We start from the raw sequence: 18,515 nt of genomic DNA on the forward strand, positions 1-18,515 counted from the left end.
GTGGGCTCATGCTAAAGACTTTTAAAGTTGTAGCAATTACATTTCATCACAAGACAATTCTTCATCAGCATATAGCAGACCTTCCGCGCCATATGTCTAACACCTGTGTGCTAGAAGTGGACATTGCACATCTTTATTAAGGTAGTTTAATTAATGCGCCACTGCAGTTTTGCATGACGCTCATCTAGGGAATTGAATCCGCTACAGAGCCGGGTTCTATTCTGTTAAACTCACTGTCAAAAATTCTCAAAAAATGCAGGATAAGACATGATCTCACTGCACACCGGTAGCTGCAGGGCGGCCACATGCCAAGGGAGAGCTGTACGCAAATGAACGCCGTAGAAATTGAACAAGCCATAACGGATCTCGCGGAGCAACCCTTTGAGCCCTCAGAGTTTCCTTACGCATTTCTTGAAGCCTTTGGTAACAAAGCAACGACTATCAAACGCCTTCGCGCCGGCGCATCGAACAAGTCTGATTTGGGTGGTGTTCTTCAGAGCAGCAATATTCATATACTCGTCTGCGAAGCAGGGTCGGTGACACAGATGCTGGCCGCGCTCAAGGCTAGCCCAGCGACAACTAAAGCCAAGGCGAAGTTCATCCTGGCTACAGATGGCAAAGATTTTGAAGCGGAAGACCTAATCAGCGGTCAGACTGTCGCTTGTACCTTTAAAGACTTTCCCGATCACTTCGGCTTTTTCCTGCCATTGGCGGGTATAAGTACTGTCCGTCAGATCAGTGAGAACGCTTTTGACATTCGGGCTACTAGTCGGCTGAATCGTCTATATGTCGAGTTGTTGAAAGATAACCCTACTTGGGGTACGGCGGAGCGCCGTCATGACATGAACAAGTTCATGACTCGGCTGATCTTTTGTTTCTTCGCTGAAGATACTGAGATCTTTGTGGGCAAGGGGCGATTTACTGAAACCGTCGCGCAGATGAGCGCCAGAGATTCGTCGAATACGCATGAAGTTATCACTACCTTGTTCCGTGCCATGAATACTATCGACAAAGATAGAGCTACCGCTGGAATCCCGCGTTGGGCCAATGAGTTTCCTTATGTCAACGGACGCTTGTTCTCTGGAAGTAATGATGTACCACGGTTTAGTAAGATTGCACGGTCTTATTTGCTCCACGTGGGTAGCCTAGACTGGACCAAAATAAATCCGGATATCTTTGGCTCAATGATTCAAGCAATTGCCGAAGACGAAGAACGTGGTGAGCTGGGTATGCATTACACCAGTGTACCCAACATCTTAAAAGTTTTAAATCCACTATTTCTCGACGACCTGAGTGCAAAGCTGGATGAGGCTGGTGATAATCCACGTATGTTACTGAACCTGCGCAAGCGCATTTCCCACATCCGTGTGTTCGACCCAGCGTGCGGTTCTGGAAACTTTTTGGTTATCGCGTACAAGGAAATGCGTTCCATTGAGGCCGAAATCAACAAGCGGCGCAGTGAGCCGGATCGTGCCTCGGATATCCCACTTACTAACTTTCGCGGGATTGAACTACGAGATTTTCCGGCAGAAATCGCCCGCCTTGCGCTTGTTATAGCTGAGTACCAATGTGATGTGCTTTACCGTGGGCTGAGACTGGCATTGGCCGAGCTTCTTCCTTTACGCAACGAAAATTGGATTACCTGTGGCAATGCACTGCGGCTCGATTGGTTAAGAATTTGCCCGCCGACGGGAACCGGTGTGAAATTACATGGCGACGACTTGTTTGGATCACCGCTTGATCAGACAGAGATTGACTTTGAGAATGAAGGTGGAGAGACATATATCTGTGGAAATCCTCCATACAAGGGTAGCCAAACCCAAACAGATGACCAAAAAGATGATCTAAAAGCCATCTTTGATAAACGCGCAACGAATTGGAAGTCGTTGGATTATGTTGCGGGGTGGTTTATGAAGGCTGTCGACTACGGTAGTCAAGCTGACTCTTCTGCTGCGTTCGTCTCCACTAATTCCATTTGTCAAGGTAGACAGGTTGAAACCCTTTGGTCGTTGATTTTCGCAGCAAAGCATGAAATATCCTTTGCTTACACGTCCTTCAAGTGGGCAAATCTTGCTAGCCACAATGCGGGAGTGACTGTCATTGTTGTGGGAATTTCAAATCATGTTAAGGGACCACGGAAAATATTTTCTACAACTGAGGATTTGGGGACCATCATAAAAGAAGTGGACAACATCAATGCGTATCTTGTCGCGGGTAAAAGCACAATTGTTGCACAGCGAAGTTATCCTTTATCCGAAGTAAGTGAAATGGATTTTGGTTCAATGGCGAACGATGATGGTGGCCTTCTTTTTGACAGTTCAGATTCAAGTCGTGCAGTTAAGGAATATGGTGCTGATATTTGTTATTTTCGAAAGGCTTGGGGAGCTAAGGAATTCATCTCTGGAACCCCTAGAGCTTGCCTGTGGTTAAACAAAGACAGTGCGAAAAAAGCAATTTTGAATCCTTGGATTTCAGAACGAATTGAGATCACACGTAAGGCCAGAGCAAATAGTCCACGTGCGGCGACAAAAAAATTAGCAGATATTGCTTACAGATTTGGTGAGGTGAGGCAAGGCGGCAGCGAGCGAATCATTATTGTTCCCAGTGTCAGTTCTGAACGTAGGGAGTATCTTCCATGTGGTTATCTCGATGTCGGTTCAATCGTTATTGCTCCGAATCTTGCTCTCTATGATTCCCCGCTTTGGAATATGGCGCTTATTGCTTCTAAGTTGCATTTGGTATGGGTGGCGACAGTCTGTGGGCGTATCAAAACTGACTATCGTTACTCTAATACCCTTGGCTGGAATACTTTCCCAGTCCCCCCACTCACAGAGAAAAACAAGGCCGACCTTACGCGTTGCGCGGAGGATATCCTATTAGCCCGAGAACACCACTTCCCTGCGACTATTGCGGACTTATATGATCCCGCGAACATGCCCCCTGACCTACGTGCTGCCCATGATCGAAACGACGAAGTGCTAGAGCGCATCTATATAGGGCGACGATTTAAGAATGACACTGAGCGGCTGGAAAAGTTGTTCGACCTCTACACGAAAATGATTGCTTCGTCTGCACCGGTCAAAGGAAAGAAGCACAAAGCAGGAAATAACGAATGAACAATAAGATCAAGAATGTACCTTCCGTTTCCGTTACTTATACACGCAACGGCGCATTAACCAAAGCTAATGCGCTTGGGATGCGTCCTATGCAGGAGAGAGCTTTCGAAAAGCGAGGCGAGCAGTACCTGCTTATCAAATCACCACCGGCATCAGGTAAAAGTCGCGCACTGATGTTCGTGGCACTCGATAAGCTGACAAACCAAGGTTTGAAACAGGCAATCATAGTTGTGCCGGAAAAATCAATCGGCGCGAGCTTCAACGATGAACTACTATCACAGTTTGGATTCTGGGCTGATTGGCATGTCGAACCTAAGTGGAACTTGTGCAATGCGCCCGGTAACGATAACGGGGGCAAGGTAAAATCTTTCGGCTCTTTCCTTAAAAGTAGCGACAAGGTGCTTGTTTGCACCCACGCAACCTTTCGCTTCGCAGTCGATGCCTACGGTGTAGAAGCGTTTGACGATCGCCTGATCGCCGTCGATGAATTTCACCATGTGTCAGCTAACCCAGATAATAAGCTTGGTCAGCATTTGGGGCAGTTCATCGCGCGTGACAAGACACACGTCGTTGCAATGACCGGCTCCTACTTCCGGGGTGATGCTGAGGCTGTGTTGTCTCCTCAGGATGAGTCCAGGTTCGATACCGTCACCTATACCTACTACGAACAACTCAACGGTTACGAATTCCTTAAGCAACTCGACATCGGCTACTTCTTCTACAGTGGCTCCTACGTCGATGACATCCTCAATGTACTCGATCCTGACAAGAAGACTATTATCCACATTCCCAACGTCAATTCGCGCGAGAGCACGAAGGATAAAATTAAGGAGGTGGAGCACATACTCGGCGAGCTTGGCGATTGGCAAGGTGCGGATCATGCTACTGGTTTCCAGCTAGTCAAATGCCTCGATGGCCGAATATTGCGTATCGCTGACCTGGTGGACCCAACCAGCCAAGGCAAGGTTCAGGAAAGCCTTCGTGCTGTAGAAATGAAGACAGATCGTGACTATGTGGACATAATTATTGCACTTGGTATGGCGAAGGAAGGTTTCGATTGGATCTGGTGCGAACATGCGCTGACAGTTGGCTACCGTGCAAGCTTGACTGAGATCGTGCAGATCATCGGTCGCGCTACTCGCGACGCGCCGGGTAAAACCCGCGCGAGATTTACTAACCTGATCGCCGAGCCGGATGCTGTAGAAGGCGCGGTCACCGAGGCAGTCAACGATACCTTGAAAGCCATCGCAGCAAGTCTGCTGATGGAGCAGGTACTTGCTCCGCGCTTTGAGTTCAAGCCCAAGAATCCAGAAAGCGGTCCGAATCTAGGCTTTGATTATGGTGATGGAGGATATGACCCTGATAGCTGCAATGTTGGTGTTAATGAGCAGACAGGGACCTATCAAATCGAGATTAAGGGACTTGCTGAGCCTAGGAGCAAAGAGGCGGCCCGCATCTGCCAAGAAGATTTAAATGAAGTGATCGCGGCTTTTGTGCAGGACAAGCCCGCCGTCGAACGAGGTCTGTTCGATGAAGAGCTCATTCCCGAAGAGTTAACACAGGTCCGTATGGGGAAAATAATCAAAGACAAGTACCCTGAACTTGACGCTGAAGATCAGGAGGCTGTACGTCAGCATGCCATCGCTGCCCTTAACCTCACGCAGCAGGGCAAGCGTCTTGCCACCGATGAGAACGATGGGCCGCTCAATACGGCCCTAATCGACGGAGTACGTCGCTTTGCGATGGACGTACGCGATTTAGACATAGATCTTATCGACCGCATCAACCCCTTCGGTGAAGCTTACGCCATCCTTGCTAAGACGATGAGCGAAGATAGCTTAAAGCAGGTCGCGGCTGCCATCTCGGCCAAGCGTACCTCGATCACACCTGAAGATGCTAAAGTGATCGCCAAGCGTGCTGCTGAATTTAAACGTGAACGTGGGCGCCTCCCATCGTTCGCTTCGTCGGATGCTTGGGAAAAGCACCTTGCTGAAGGTGCCGCCGCATTTATGCGTTTCAGAGCGGAGGGGCGTTATGAGTAAATCTGATCTAGACAATTTGGCTGATGAACTTGCCGAGTTTGCACCACCTGAGAAGAAAAAAGGACGTCCAGCCAGCGAGGAACGCATCATCGCAGGTTTTGAGGAAATTCAGCGCTTCGCTGACCAACATGGACGTACGCCGCAACACGGCGAAGATCGTGAGACATTCGAGCGCCTCTATGCAGTGCGGCTCGACCGTTTACGCAGTCTTCCAGACTGCCATGCCTTGCTTAAGCAGCTAGATCATCAGGGCTTATTGGCTGGAGGGGGTGAGGTAGCGGAGTCAGCGGACGAAATTATCGATATCGATAATTTGGCTGCTGAACTGACGAATGTTACCAGCGAGGACGATATCACTGTATTGCGTTATGTTCGTGCTAGCGCCGAAAAACGTGCTGTACAAGGAATCGCGGATCGCAAGCCGTGCGAGGATTTTGATGCGTTCAAACCACTATTTGAGCAGGTGCGCAGTGATCTAAGTTCAGGGTTAAGAGTAACCCGACCTTTTGGACAGTATGCAACGATTGAAGTGGGCCATTGGTTCATCCTAGATGGTCAAACGGCTTATGTGGCTGAGGAAGGAGAAGAGTTTGATTCGCCACAGGGTAAGAAAGATGCTCGGTTGCGTGTCATTTACTCGAATGGTACGGAAAGCAACCTACTTCGACTGTCATTGGTTCGTGCTTTGTATAAAGATGAAACAGCACGCCGAATTACCGATCCAGACATGGGGCCTTTATTCAGCGATACTCTAGAAGAGAACGATCTAGAAAGTGGCATCATTTATGTGTTGCGTTCTCTATCTGATAACCCTTATGTGGCATCACATCGTGATATCATTCACAAGATTGGTGTGACTGGCGGCAAGGTAGAGACTCGTATTGCTAATGCTGAACACGATTCCACCTATCTGTTGGCGAAGGTCGAGGTGGTAGCTTCATACAAGCTTGCAGGCATCAACCGCACTCGGATGGAAAAGCTGTTTCACAGGCTGTTCGCACCCTCTCGGCTTAGCATCACCATTAACGACCGTTTCGGTCATCCTGTGCAGCCCGAGGAATGGTTTCTGGTTCCGTTGTTCGTCATCGACGAAGCTGTGGCACGTATCAAAGATGGTAGCATTGTCGGATATGTTTACGACCCCATGGCTGCGAAGTTAGTCAGGGTATAAGACATCAAAATGTATAAATAATCCTAGCCTTAATATTGTGCCAGTTCGTCAGTTGACATAATTACTATTTGCTCTGAAGATAAAAAGGCTTACTCGTTGCAACATGCAACCAGCTAATGCTCCGGTAGTCTGAGAGGAGCGCCTTCGGGTGACTGCCAGCCAACGTTTCACCGGTCTGAGAGAAACACCTTCGGGTGGCCGGAAAATCCTCATTGCCTGAGAGAGGATGCCTTCGGGTGGTAAATCCGTTTAACCTCTGGAAACGGAGATCACTGAACAGTGATTGAGGTCATTTCAACTAATCAGACAGTCAGAATGTCGTTTTTTCTGACTCCCCGACGGGAAACACTTCCCGCTCGGGCAGGTGTTTCCCTTTTTTTATGGAGAAACATCATGTCTGTCATCTCTTCTGCGGTTTCACCTGAACACCTTCTTACGCAACTTCAGCAGTCTGCTGACGCAGCTGTCCGGAGATTAAAATCTTTCTTTTATCTGCACCGCAACAGCGGCTGGTATGTCAACGGCTCGGGCAATTATGCCGTTCGTGCGCATATCACTTCTGTCAGGGACCAGGCCGTCACGGTCTTTCTAACCGTCCGAACAGGTTGCCACCGCGCTGAGTATGTTTTTCACCGTATGCCGGTTTCCTTTCCAGAGGGAATAACAGGTCGACGAAATGCATACCTTTATGCTTGCCGTCAGGCACAGCACCTGGCGCACCTGCGCTATCGTTTTGTTATAAGCACTGAACTGAAAGGCTGAAAATTTCAGCCGGCAAATGTTGTGGACCCTGACGGGGATATCTCTCCGTCGGAGGGGATATCCCGTTATTTAACTGAGGATATACCTATGTACGCAGACGTTTACACACTCAAAACACCTCTGGACACACTCAGCTGGCTTTGCCTGCTTGAGAGTGAGCTTCTGAGCATCAGGGCATTTCAGCGTCTCGGCCTTCATACGGACCGGGATGAACCGAATGAACTGACGTATCTGGAAGAAGCAATCATTAGCGCCGGCACAGCCTATGGCTGGTTTGTCTGTTTTCTCAGGGACGGTGATATTCCACCGCTGCCTGCCACGGCCAGAGAACTTCTCTGCACCCTTGACGGTCTCGGAAAAGAAATTAACCGGCCTTTCTGGGAGCAGGCTGTGGCCCGCGGGCAGGATGAGGCCTGTGGTGACAAAGCCATCGCCGCCCTCGAAATGATGTAATCAGACAGAACACACCCTGACGGGGATTGACTCCCGTCCGGGGGATAAATCCCCCTTTTTTTTCTTTGCGGAGGATTTATCAATGAAAGACCTGTCTTCTTCCCCGGCTTCCATGTCGGTTGTTTATACCATCGAGCACGTCAGCACGGTTCCGTTACGTCACTGGCATGCTTTCGTTCTGGCCGTAACAGAAACGTTCTGGCAACTGCCGGTGCGCCTGCGTCCTGGAAATATGTATCTGCCGTCGCTTAACCGCGCGGCTGACCTGTTTCCGGTTGCTGACGTCATGGCGTTCTGTGGTGATTCAGGCGGCAGTTTCTGGCCGGTCAACATGACCATTGAGCGGGAGCGCAACAACAATACGCTGAGTATCCAGGAGCTGAATTTTCAGCATCAGCCCTGCGATTTCTTTGCGCGTGTTGTGCTGGTCCTGCTGCACAACCTGTGTCCGGGCAGCTTCCGGATACATTCTTCTGACGAAGGCCGCAGCTGGGCAATACCGTTGCGCTGGATTGAGCGCCATATTGGCCTGCCTGAGCACCCGACGCTGACCATGCCTCAGCCGGTACTGACAACACCGGTGAGCGAAGGCGCATTTGATTCCCTGCTGCTGCAGATGCTCTCCGGTGGTGAGCGGGTGCTAAGCAGTGAGGACTGGAATGCCTTCGTGCTGGCGGAATTCCATCTGTACGAACTGAAGCGCGTCAATGAAAACTGACCCGCTGTAATCTCTTCTCTTTCGCTCACCCCCGGGTGAGTGTTCCCGTCGACGGGCGTATCTCTGCGCCCGCCGGCGCAGGGGTATGCCTCTGATTAAAGGTATATCTCATGAAAAAAACGACTTCACGTAAGGCGGCCCGCCGCCCGGCAAAACAGACTGATCTCTATCGCCAGATAACCGACCGTATCGTTGTTGCGCTGGAAAACGGTGTCGCGCCCTGGCGTAAGCCGTGGCGTGCAGCTGCGGGCAGCGGTCTGGCCGGTCTGCCCCTTAATGCCACAACCGGACGCCACTACAGCGGTGTGAATGTCCTGCTTCTCTGGATGTCAGCGGAAGAGCAGGGTTTTCGCAATCACCGCTGGCTGACTTACCGGCAGGCGCAGCAGGCCGGCGGCCAGGTGCGTAAAGGTGAGAAAGCCACCCTGGCCGTGGTGTACAAGGACTGGACGAAACAGGCGGAAGACCGTGAGGGCAACCGCCTTTATGACAGTGACGGCAAACCGCTGACGGAAACCGTGCCGATGCTTAGACCCCTGCAGCTGTTCAACGCTGAGCAGTGTGAGGGATTGCCGGCAGAAGTGGCGGCTTCACCTGAGCAACCGCCGGCGGTGGATGAGGACGGCATACTCAGTCCGGACGTGATGGACAGGGTAGTCCGGATGTTTAACGCCACAGGAGTTAAACACCGGACGCTGCCTCAGAACCGGGCATATTACCGCCCGCTGACGGATGAAATTGTGATGCCGGTGGCCGGGCAGTTTTTTACGGAGGCGGACTGGTGGTCCACGCTGCTGCATGAGCTGGTACACAGTACCGGTCATGCGAAGCGACTTAACCGGGAGGGGATAACCTCCTCATCCCGGCAGTTCGGGGACCCGGCGTATGCTTTTGAGGAGCTCATCGCCGAAATGGGCAGCGCGTTTTTGTGTGCTCAGCTTGGCGTATCCGGTGAGGTTCAGCACGACAGCTATGTGGACCACTGGCTGAAGGTGCTGAAATCTGACAAAAAGGCCCTGTTCCGCGCCTGCCGGCATGCCCGGGAAGCGTCGGAATACCTGCTGGCACTGCCTGAACGTCAGGCTGTGGCGGCGTAATTAACTTATCCGGTGGCGGTTATTCGTAACTGTCACCGTCCCGTGAGGACACTGCTCCTCACGGGGGCTGTGTCCTCTTTTTTTATGAAAGAGGAGTATTCACTATGTCCGAATGGTGTCATAACCGCCTGGAAATCACCGGTAAATCCGTCTGCATCGATGTCATGCTGCAGTGGATAAACGGGACTGACGTCCCGCGTCACCGCCACGCTGTGCAACAGAGCATACAGCTTTTTCTGGCCGGCGCGGCGGGGATACTTAAACCGGTGCGCACCACGTCGTATCCGCCCTTTCAGGGGCTGGTCCGGGCAGGCACAGGGCTTTCCACTGCGGCCAACCAGGCGTTTGAAAACTGGCTGGCATTGTTGCTGAAGGATGCCGTTCTTGATCCGGAAACCATCCGGGCCATTGACCGGCTGTATCACCAGTCAGGTCTGGGTGCACTGAAATGGGAAAACATCCCCGTCTCAGCTCGTGACGTTATGGCAGAGCTGACCGGCCGGCAATATACCGACTGGTTTGGTCTGGTCAGTGCTGGCGAGGAGTCTGATGCTTCGGCTGCCTGGGAACGGCTCAGCCAGTATCCTGAACGCTCCCAGCCCTGCGACATGCTGGCCGTCATACCCACCCGTCTGGCTGCAGAGCTGAGCGGGGCCGGTGGGCTGATGTCCGGTGTGTCGACCACAACCAGCCTCTACTGCCGGCAGTACGGCATGGAGTGGCCGGCCGGGCACAATGTCAGCTGGCAGCGGCATACGCCAAACAGTCTTACGCTGCAGATGGATACGCCCTGGCTCCCGCCGTCAGGTGAGGTTGTCGGGGAAATCTCAGCGGTGTTTGACTGCGAGGTGCGTCACAGCTACAGCGAGCCCGTAAGCGGGCTAAGCGGTTACGACTGCTATGACGGCGGTGAGCATGTTGACGGATACAAAGGTGCGTCCGGCGCGCCTCAGCCCGGTCAGGTGCTTTATCTGGTCAGCGATGAGCTGGCGTCACCGGTTCAGGAGCCTGCATCATATCGTGAGGTCAGGGGTTAAAAGCCTGCGCCTCCGTTAACCCCGCCACGGCACTGCCGTGGCTTTTTACCCTCAGGGGACACGTCCCCTGGTCAGGGTGCGTGTCCCTTTTTTTATGGAGAAACGCATGCCTGGCATGATTAACCACGAAAAAGCCTTTGTTAAATTGTTCAGTCAGACGGCCCGGTATCATCACCGGTTCAAAGTATTTGAAGACTTCATCAGCTGCAGCGTCATCGCGCTGGAAAACCGGCTTCACTTCAGTGGGGTGCGGGAGCAAAAGTATCTGCGTATCGTCGGTGGATACGAAAAGGAGGACGTCATGCGCATGGCGCAGCTGCTGGCCCACGTTGTTAACGGGCTGGGTGACGCGCCCGGGGACTTCCTGGGGCGTGTCTTTATGCAGCTGGAGCTGGGTGACAAATACCGGGGGCAGTTTTTCACGCCCTGGGACGTGGCCAGGATGATGGCGGCCATGCAGTTGGGCGACACCGAAGCGTTGTTCCGTGATAAACCCTTCATCACCCTGAGTGAACCTGCGTGCGGGGCCGGCTGCATGGTGCTGGCATTTGCTGATGTTCTGCAAAAGGCAGGGTGGCCACCGCACCGGTATCTGTGGGTCTCCGCAACAGATATCGATCCGCTTGCGGCCGGAATGGCTTATATACAGCTGTCCCTGTGCGGAATTGCCGGGGAGGTGGTGGTTGGTAACACCCTGGCGAATGAGCGACGCCGGATACTCCACACGCCCGGGCACTATCTCGGCGGCTGGCCTGTTCGTCTGGATCCACGACACTTTCAGGCAGCATAATCAAATCCACACGCTCCCGCACGGGAGCGTTTTTTATTTGTGAAGCAGGGTATCTGGTTTTTTATCGCAGTTAACGTCTCCCGCTGCCAGTCTGATTTCTTATACGCAGCTGCCGGAGAGTCCCATGACCTGGAAAAACACAGCCGAGCAAAACGCCATCATTGAGTGGAAGGGCACTCATCTTGTGGTAAACGCTTTTGCCGGCACAGGAAAAACCACCACGTTAGTCAGCTACGCTGAAGCCAATCCGGAACGCAGGATGCTTTACCTTGCCTACAACCGCGCTGTGCGGGATGAGGCTGAACGCAAATTCCCCTATAACGTAGAGTGTAAAACGTCGCATCAGCTGGCATGGGCCCGTTTTGGCAAACATTTCCGTGACCGGCTGACAGCCAGTCTGCGCATTACGGATGTGGCCAGAAAGCTCAACACCCGCCACTGGCCGCTGGCCAGACTGGCGCTCAGTGGGCTGAATATGTTCCTCTGTAGCGCAGATCCCGAGCCAGGGCTGATACATCTGCCCGCTGAGGATGATCGCCACGGTCTTGATGCAGGTAAAATTCTGGGGGCAATCCAGATCCTCTGGTATGAAATGAGCCGTACTGATTCAGTCTTTCCCGTCACGCACGACACCTACCTTAAACTGTTCCAGCTCTCTCATCCTGACCTGTCAAAACGCTGGGACACCATACTCTTCGATGAGGCCCAGGACGCCAATCCGGTGACCAGTGCGTTTGTACTGAATCAGCCCTGCCGTGTCATTCTGGTCGGCGACCGTTACCAGCAGATTTACCGGTTTCGCGGGGCAGATAATGCACTCAGTGCCCCACAGCTGGCACAGGCAGACCGGTTGTGGCTGACAGCGAGTTTCCGGTTTGGTCCTGAGGTGGCGCGTGTGGCCAACATCCTGCTTGAACGTGCCGGAGAGGAAAAGCGCGTGACAGGTAACGGGGGCCAGGATGCTGTCGTCAGCAGCCTTCCGGCAGGGGCTGAGCACGTTGCGGTACTGAGCCGGACGGTATCAGGCGTGATCGGCAGCGCCCTGACGGCGAGCCTTATGGAGAAAAAGGTCTTCTGGGTCGGGGGGATTGAAGGCTACAAAACAGAGGAGCTGGAAGACCTGTACTGGTTCTCCGCTGATATGCCTGAAAAGATGCAGTCCCCGCGCCTCAGCCGGGACTACCGGGATTTTGACGATTACTGCTCGATTGCCAAAGCCACGCAGGACGTGGAGATGAACCAGGCTATTCGCCTGCTCGATGACTTTTTCCCGCTTCCGCAAAAACTGGCCATTATGCGCCGTCAGGTCGTCACTCATGAAAAAGACGCTCAGGTCACGGTTTCAACCGCACACCGCAGCAAAGGGCTGGAATGGCCGGTGGTAATGCTCAGTGAAGATTTTACTGATATCACCGATCCGCTCCTCTCGCAGGAAGAGCGACAGGATGAGACTAACCTGCTGTATGTGGCTGTCACACGGGCAAGAGAGACGCTTGTGCTGAACGAGCTGGTGCGCTGGCTCAGCGAGGCCGGTGAGGAGGAGGAGGAAAACATCAGTGAAGCCGGTGAGGGTGATGATGAGAACGGTGCAGATATGCCCGGCGACACGGGAGAAACTTCCGGGAATGAATAACTGGTTTTTTATGGTGTGGCGCAGGGAGTGTCATAACACTGAGCAGCCCTGTACCAGGAGAACACCATGCTCAGCAGAATCCGGACCCTGAGGTCTCTGTTTTCAAAAGGCGAACCAGAAGCACTACATCATATATCCACAGTCACGCCCGTCGGCTACCACGCTCCGCGCGGAGCTGGCATGATGTGCGCCAGCCCATTACGAAAAACCTGCCTGCAGCAGATATGGGAGAACTGCTCTCTGCCCGCAGACCTGTTTCAGCGCCTCTATTTGGCACCTCTGAATGGTTTGTTAGCCAGGGTACAGAATGTGCCGGCTACGCAGCAGGGAAGGTGGTCACAGTCAGACGGTTTTGGCGACCTTACGTTGCAGTTCACGACCTGTGCGGTCAGGCTGGCAAAAGGGTACATGTTCCCCCCCGGCGCGGCACCGGAAGAGCAGGCAGCGCAGAATGTGATGTGGAATGCGGTGATTTACTGGTCGGCGCTGTTCTGGCACCTGCCTCTTCTTGCGACTCTGGAGGGGGAGCTGCTTGACGGTAAAAGCTGGCTTCCGGGAATGACCGTTCCGGACTCGCCTTATCGTTTCCGGTTCCGGGAGGCAGAGAACGCATCAGCGTTTGCGGCGCTTGCCGCCGGGCAACTTATGCCGGCAGAGGCAACGGGCTGGCTGGCAGAGAATCCCGGGGCGCTGGGCAACCTTGCCGGCGCACTCTGGAATCAGCATCCGGGCATGCCATTGATACGCAGCCTGATGAAGCAGGCTGCAGAGAAAACAGATTCTCCTCTGATAGAGTCAAAGACTGACGAAGTAGTAAATACCTTAGCAGGTGGACTATCTGAAGATAAAACCACCGTTCAGACGATACACACTTCGATTTCATCCCCGGACGTTTCTTCTCAACAATCAGATACGAATACGACAGATGCTTTAGCGGCTCCGGCAATTTTTGATCTTGCTTCCAGTATTGAGCCGGCTTCTCAAACTGACAGCCTTTTGTCAGAGGACCTCAGAGATTCCGGATCAGAAAGCCCTGCCAACGAGACAGTAATGACGGCAGTTGCTGACGACACTGACGCGCTTTTATCTCTGTTTGAAGTACCGGAAAAAATGGCAACAGACGGTGATAGCAGTGAGGCTTTACCTGAACAGCCCTTTTCTGAAAACGAAAAAAATTCTCCATCATACCCCATTGAAAATACTGAATTTTCTGAAAGTTCAGACAGTCATTTCACAGAGGAAAACTCAGAACATTCTGCGGTTGCCTTTGTTAACAAATGTGATGAAAGATTACATTCCGCATCCGGGGCAGTCAGCGGTACTGAAGAAGTGGAAGGAACGCGTTTTTTTGACTGGCTTCGGGAAGGGATCAACCGGGGGGAGATCGCTTTTAATGGTAAAGATGACAAAGTTCACATTATTGCCGGTTACGTCTTTTTACCTGTCCCCGGCATTTTTTTTGACTACCTTAAGGCCACCGGCTCCACAGATAATCGGGAGAAAGTTCAGTCGTCTTTTGAGCAACTTAATTTACATAAACGTAGGGATAACAGGAGGTTTTACTTCGCTCAGTTGTTCGATACCCCCGATAAATCAGGCAAGTTTAAACGGATGAAAGGCTATCTGGTTAAAAGCAGACAGGTATTCAGAAAGACAATCCCTCAGGACAGTCAGTTCCTTTTGTTTCCCTGACCGTAATCGCGGTCTGACATCTGGTGCGTATCTGTAACTTTGAGAGGAATGTAAAATGAACGAAATGAACGCTGACTGGCTATGGAAAGAACTTCTGGATGAATATTTTTTCTGTAAGTCGCTACGTGAAGATACAGAATGGAGTTATCAGAAAGTGGTTCGCGGGTTCAGAAAGCATATCGGGGAAGCGCGGGCACCTTACAGCATAACCAGTCGTGAAGTACTTGAGTGGCGAAGACACGTATTAAAAAAACAGGGCCTGTCAGCACATACCTGGAACAATAAGGTCACTCACATGCGCGCACTGTATAATTTTGCCATTACTTCTCAACTGACGGACTTTACAAAAAATCCCTTCAGCGGCGTTTCGGTTAAACATGACAAGAAAAGGAAAAAGACGCTCACCAAAAACCAGATGACAAAGATCTGGCTGACCATGCAGCAGTTTTCTTCTGAACAAATGTCCGAATCAAAGTGTGCATTACGCCCTGTGTGGTACTGGCTGGCAGTTCTGGACACGCTGCGTTACACAGGGATGCGCCAGAATCAATTGCTGCACATTCGTCTGAAAGACGTCTGTCTTGAGGATGGCTGGATTGAGCTGAGAACAGAAGGCAGCAAAACCTATCGTGAGTGGCGGGTACCCGTTGTCAGCCATTTACGTCCGCGCCTGGAGGGATTGCTGCAACGTGCAAGAGACTGCGGTGCCGGCAACAATGACGCGCTGTTTCATTATGAGAGATTCGTGTCTTCGCCTGCTGACAGGGCATCTCTTTCTGAAAAGCCCTCGCTGCAGCCATTACGTTCATTTTTCCGACGTCTCTCAAAAGAGTGCGGATTTGACATCTCACCCCATCGGTTCAGGCATACGCTAGCCACAACACTGATGAGCTCACCTGAACGAAACCTGCAACTGGTTAAAGGATTGTTGGGGCATCGTAATGTGAGCACAACAATGGAATACGTTGATATCAGTATGGATATTGTGAGCCAGGCGCTGGAAAAGGAAATGGCACTTTACACTGATAAGGCTGAAGAGATGTTTTACAATGGTTGACATTCAGTCACGCCATTGTAATTATTCACAGTGATCGAGAAAAGGGAGCCTGCCGCAAACAGGCTCCCTAATCGAGAGGGTAACTTCTTGATGTATGCTGATGTGAGGATCAACATCAACAAGTACCACTCCCGTTAAACGCCCGTCAGTTTTCTCACCTCTGACCAGCGTGCTTCGAATAGTGGTGCCCGGAGGCGGAATCGAACCACCGACACGGGGATTTTCAATCCCCTGCTCTACCGACTGAGCTATCCGGGCAACGGGGCGCATTAAACCTTAATCGCCGCACCTCGTCAACGAAATTTATTGTTTTCACTGCGGACTGCGCAATCTCTCGCCACATCAGCGAAAAAACAGCCGTTTCAGGATAAAAAGCGCGGCTGACGGTCATTTTCACCCCTGCAAAAGCATACCAGGCGCGCTACCTCCCCCCGGCAGATAATCTCTATCCTCGCCTGTCCCCGACAGGCCATTTCGCCTTGCGCGCCGGGGTGAAAACTGCCATTATTGCGCGAATTTTCACCTTCACGAACGGGAGATGCCGCATGTTATTCGCTATACCGCCGCGCGCTGTCGCCCTGCGTCGTTCCCCGCGTTTCTCCCTTCTCACCATGCGGTGAGGGCACCACAGGCTCACTGCAGGCCAGCAGTAAAATCAGAAGCAGTCTGCTTTTACTGATGTCTCGCGGCCGGAGCTGGCTACCAGTCGGACCACGAACAGTGACGGGCAGGCCGAGATGCCGCCCGGGTCATTCACATCCCGAATTTGGGTATTCGCGCTTATGAAATTGATGCACATTGCCGCCAGCGTGGAGCTGGTTTCCCGCCTGAGCACCCACCGCCAGGTTGTACGGCTTGATGAGACTGACTTTACCGACGTGGCCGCCGTGGTCATCACCGCCGCCGACAGCCGCAGCGGGCTGCTGACGCTGCTCAAGCGTACGGGCTTTAATCTGCCGGTGTTTCTGTTCAGCGATGACGACATTATCGCCCCGAACGGCGTGGATATGGTGATGAACGGCAGCGTCCAGCAGTGGCTGGAGCTTGAAGCCGCCGCCCGCCGCTACGAAGAGACGCTGCTGCCGCCGTTCTTCGATACGCTGGTGCAGTATGTCGAGATGAACAACAGCACCTTTGCCTGCCCGGGCCACCAGCACGGCGCCTTCTTTAAGAAGCACCCGGCCGGCCGGCAGTTCTTCGAATTTTTCGGTGAAAACCTCTTTCGTGCCGACATGTGTAACGCCGACGTTAAGCTCGGGGATCTGCTGATCCACGAAGGTGCCGCGAAGCACGCCCAGAAACACGCCGCCCGGGTATTTAACGCGGATAAAACCTGGTTTGTGCTCAACGGCACCTCGGCGGCGAATAAAGTGGTCACCAACGCGCTGCTGACCCGCGGCGATCTGGTGCTGTTTGACCGCAACAACCACAAGTCCAACCACCACGGCGCGCTGCTGCAGGCGGGGGCGACGCCGGTATATCTGGAAGCCGCGCGCAATCCGTTCGGCTTTATCGGCGGCATTGACGCGCACTGCTTTGATGAGGCGTACCTGCGCACGCTGATTGATGAAGTGGCGCCGCACAAAGCGGGCGAGGCGCGCCCTTTCCGGCTGGCGGTGATCCAGCTTGGCACCTACGACGGCACGGTCTACAACGCCCGCCAGGTGGTGGATAAAATCGGCCACCTTTGCGACTACATCCTGTTCGACTCGGCGTGGGTCGGCTACGAGCAATTTATCCCGATGATGGCCGACTGCTCGCCGCTGCTGCTCGATCTTAATGAGAACGATCCGGGCATTTTTGTCACCCAGTCGGTGCACAAGCAGCAGGCGGGCTTCTCCCAGACCTCGCAGATCCACAAAAAAGATAACCACATTCGCGGCCAGGCGCGGTTCTGCCCTTACAAGCGCCTGAATAACGCCTACATGCTGCATGCCTCCACCAGCCCGTTCTATCCGCTGTTTGCCGCCCTCGACGTGAACGCTAAAATTCACGAAGGGGAGAGCGGCCGCCGGCTGTGGGCAGAGTGCGTCACTCTCGGCATCGACGCCCGCAAGGCGATCCTCGACCGCTGCCGGATGATCGCGCCCTTTGTTCCGCCGCAGGTGGACGGCAAGTCCTGGCAGGATCATCCTACCGAGCAGATTGCCCGCGAGCGCCGCTTCTTCAGCTTTGGCGCCGGGGAGCGCTGGCACGGCTTTGAGGGCTACGCCCCGGAGCAGTACTTTGTCGATCCCTGCAAGCTGCTGCTGACGACGCCGGGGATCGACGCGCAAACCGGAGAGTACGCGGAGTTTGGCATCCCGGCGACGATCCTCGCCCACTACCTGCGGGAAAACGGCATCGTGCCGGAGAAGTGCGATCTCAACTCGATCCTGTTCCTGCTGACCCCGGCGGAAAGCCCGGAGAAGATCGCTTATCTGGTGGCGATGCTGGCCCGCTTCGAGCAGCACATCGAAAACGATACGCCGCTCGCGGAAGTGCTGCCGTCGGTCTACAACAAGTATCCGCTGCGCTATCGCGACTACACCATCCGCCAGCTCTGCCAGCAGATGCACGACCTGTACGTCAGCTATGACGTGAAGGGGCTGCAAAAAGCGATGTTCCGCAAGGCCAGCTTCCCGTCGGTGGCGAAGGATCCGCAGGAGGCCAACGTCGAGTTTATTCGCGGTAACGTCGATCTGGTGCGCCTGCGCGATGCCGAAGGACGCATTGCCGCTGAGGGCGCGCTGCCGTATCCGCCGGGCGTACTCTGCGCGGTGCCTGGTGAAGTGTGGGGCGGGGCGGTGCTGCGCTATTTTCTGGCGCTGGAAGAAGGGGTTAACCTGCTGCCCGGTTTTTCACCCGAGCTGCAGGGGGTTTATCAGGAGAAAGATGCCGACGGCATCAACCGCCTTTACGCTAACGTACTGAAAGCGCAGTAAAGAAACGCGGGGCCCGCAGCGGG

Annotated in this window: 13 protein-coding genes and 1 tRNA gene; 13 read left to right on the forward strand and 1 reads right to left on the reverse strand. The window is 53.2% G+C overall.

Features of this window, described 5'->3' with window-relative positions; genetic code table 11:
• The first annotated feature begins 329 nt into the window (after positions 1–329).
• The 12 genes from QZ766_RS10975 (at position 330) to QZ766_RS11030 (ending at position 15,568) form a co-directional block, all read left to right on the forward strand.
• Positions 330–3,116 carry a DNA methyltransferase gene (locus QZ766_RS10975; RefSeq protein WP_297201632.1) on the forward strand — a complete coding sequence of 929 codons (2,787 nt, stop codon included), beginning with the start codon at positions 330–332 and terminating at the stop codon, positions 3,114–3,116.
• Entirely contained in the window at positions 3,113–5,158 is a 2,046-nt protein-coding gene (locus tag QZ766_RS10980) for a DEAD/DEAH box helicase (protein WP_297201635.1), read from the forward strand. The genes QZ766_RS10975 and QZ766_RS10980 overlap by 4 nt, the downstream gene beginning before the upstream one ends.
• Positions 5,151–6,329 (forward strand): GIY-YIG nuclease family protein, encoded by a 1,179-nt coding sequence (locus QZ766_RS10985; protein WP_297201637.1) that lies wholly within the window; start codon positions 5,151–5,153, stop codon positions 6,327–6,329. Before QZ766_RS10980 ends, QZ766_RS10985 begins: the two co-directional genes overlap by 8 nt.
• A gap of 393 nt (positions 6,330–6,722) precedes the next feature.
• A complete protein-coding gene (locus QZ766_RS10990; protein ID WP_297201639.1) occupies positions 6,723–7,091 on the forward strand; it encodes a hypothetical protein in 369 nt (122 codons plus the stop codon).
• Between the two features lie 87 nt (positions 7,092–7,178).
• Complete coding sequence (locus QZ766_RS10995) at positions 7,179–7,544, forward strand: hypothetical protein (protein ID WP_297201641.1); 366 nt, start codon at positions 7,179–7,181, stop codon at positions 7,542–7,544.
• A gap of 82 nt (positions 7,545–7,626) precedes the next feature.
• The gene (locus tag QZ766_RS11000; RefSeq protein WP_297201644.1) at positions 7,627–8,262 is read left to right on the forward strand and encodes a hypothetical protein; all 636 of its coding nucleotides are present in this window, start codon (positions 7,627–7,629) and stop codon (positions 8,260–8,262) included.
• Between the two features lie 110 nt (positions 8,263–8,372).
• On the forward strand, positions 8,373–9,359 hold the full coding sequence (locus QZ766_RS11005) for a zincin-like metallopeptidase domain-containing protein (protein WP_297201646.1): 987 nt from the start codon (positions 8,373–8,375) through the stop codon (positions 9,357–9,359).
• A 104-nt stretch (positions 9,360–9,463) separates the two neighbouring features.
• A complete protein-coding gene (locus tag QZ766_RS11010; protein WP_297201650.1) occupies positions 9,464–10,396 on the forward strand; it encodes a DUF1281 domain-containing protein in 933 nt (310 codons plus the stop codon).
• Between the two features lie 106 nt (positions 10,397–10,502).
• Positions 10,503–11,186, forward strand: a complete 684-nt coding sequence (locus tag QZ766_RS11015) for an N-6 DNA methylase (RefSeq protein WP_297201653.1) — start codon at positions 10,503–10,505, stop codon at positions 11,184–11,186.
• Positions 11,187–11,310: 124 nt separating this feature from the next.
• Positions 11,311–12,819: a UvrD-helicase domain-containing protein gene (locus QZ766_RS11020; protein WP_297201656.1), complete on the forward strand. Its 1,509-nt coding sequence runs from the start codon at positions 11,311–11,313 to the stop codon at positions 12,817–12,819.
• 66 nt (positions 12,820–12,885) lie between these two features.
• Positions 12,886–14,511, forward strand: coding sequence for a TraI domain-containing protein (locus QZ766_RS11025; protein WP_297201659.1), 1,626 nt, complete (start codon positions 12,886–12,888; stop codon positions 14,509–14,511).
• Between the two features lie 55 nt (positions 14,512–14,566).
• A complete protein-coding gene (locus QZ766_RS11030; RefSeq protein WP_297201662.1) occupies positions 14,567–15,568 on the forward strand; it encodes a site-specific integrase in 1,002 nt (333 codons plus the stop codon).
• Between the two features lie 182 nt (positions 15,569–15,750).
• Here the strand turns inward: QZ766_RS11030 and QZ766_RS11035 are convergent.
• Positions 15,751–15,826, reverse strand: a tRNA-Phe gene (locus QZ766_RS11035).
• A gap of 524 nt (positions 15,827–16,350) precedes the next feature.
• Between QZ766_RS11035 and QZ766_RS11040 the strand changes: the two genes are divergently transcribed.
• Positions 16,351–18,492 (forward strand): ornithine decarboxylase, encoded by a 2,142-nt coding sequence (locus tag QZ766_RS11040; RefSeq protein WP_297201665.1) that lies wholly within the window; start codon positions 16,351–16,353, stop codon positions 18,490–18,492.
• Positions 18,493–18,515 lie beyond the last annotated feature (23 nt).

Origin of the sequence: uncultured Pluralibacter sp. (assembly GCF_913775985.1) — a bacterium.
Classification (GTDB): domain Bacteria; phylum Pseudomonadota; class Gammaproteobacteria; order Enterobacterales; family Enterobacteriaceae; genus Pluralibacter.

Excerpts from the sequence above, each read along its gene's own strand:
- QZ766_RS10975 (WP_297201632.1), top strand. The coding sequence starts at position 330 with ATGAACGCCGTAGAAATTGAACAAGCCATAACGGATCTCGCGGAGCAA.
- QZ766_RS10980 (WP_297201635.1), top strand. The coding sequence starts at position 3,113 with ATGAACAATAAGATCAAGAATGTACCTTCCGTTTCCGTTACTTATACA.
- QZ766_RS10985 (WP_297201637.1), top strand. The coding sequence starts at position 5,151 with ATGAGTAAATCTGATCTAGACAATTTGGCTGATGAACTTGCCGAGTTT.
- QZ766_RS10990 (WP_297201639.1), top strand. The coding sequence starts at position 6,723 with ATGTCTGTCATCTCTTCTGCGGTTTCACCTGAACACCTTCTTACGCAA.
- QZ766_RS10995 (WP_297201641.1), top strand. The coding sequence starts at position 7,179 with ATGTACGCAGACGTTTACACACTCAAAACACCTCTGGACACACTCAGC.
- QZ766_RS11000 (WP_297201644.1), top strand. The coding sequence starts at position 7,627 with ATGAAAGACCTGTCTTCTTCCCCGGCTTCCATGTCGGTTGTTTATACC.
- QZ766_RS11005 (WP_297201646.1), top strand. The coding sequence starts at position 8,373 with ATGAAAAAAACGACTTCACGTAAGGCGGCCCGCCGCCCGGCAAAACAG.
- QZ766_RS11010 (WP_297201650.1), top strand. The coding sequence starts at position 9,464 with ATGTCCGAATGGTGTCATAACCGCCTGGAAATCACCGGTAAATCCGTC.
- QZ766_RS11015 (WP_297201653.1), top strand. The coding sequence starts at position 10,503 with ATGCCTGGCATGATTAACCACGAAAAAGCCTTTGTTAAATTGTTCAGT.
- QZ766_RS11020 (WP_297201656.1), top strand. The coding sequence starts at position 11,311 with ATGACCTGGAAAAACACAGCCGAGCAAAACGCCATCATTGAGTGGAAG.
- QZ766_RS11025 (WP_297201659.1), top strand. The coding sequence starts at position 12,886 with ATGCTCAGCAGAATCCGGACCCTGAGGTCTCTGTTTTCAAAAGGCGAA.
- QZ766_RS11030 (WP_297201662.1), top strand. The coding sequence starts at position 14,567 with ATGAACGAAATGAACGCTGACTGGCTATGGAAAGAACTTCTGGATGAA.
- QZ766_RS11040 (WP_297201665.1), top strand. The coding sequence starts at position 16,351 with ATGAAATTGATGCACATTGCCGCCAGCGTGGAGCTGGTTTCCCGCCTG.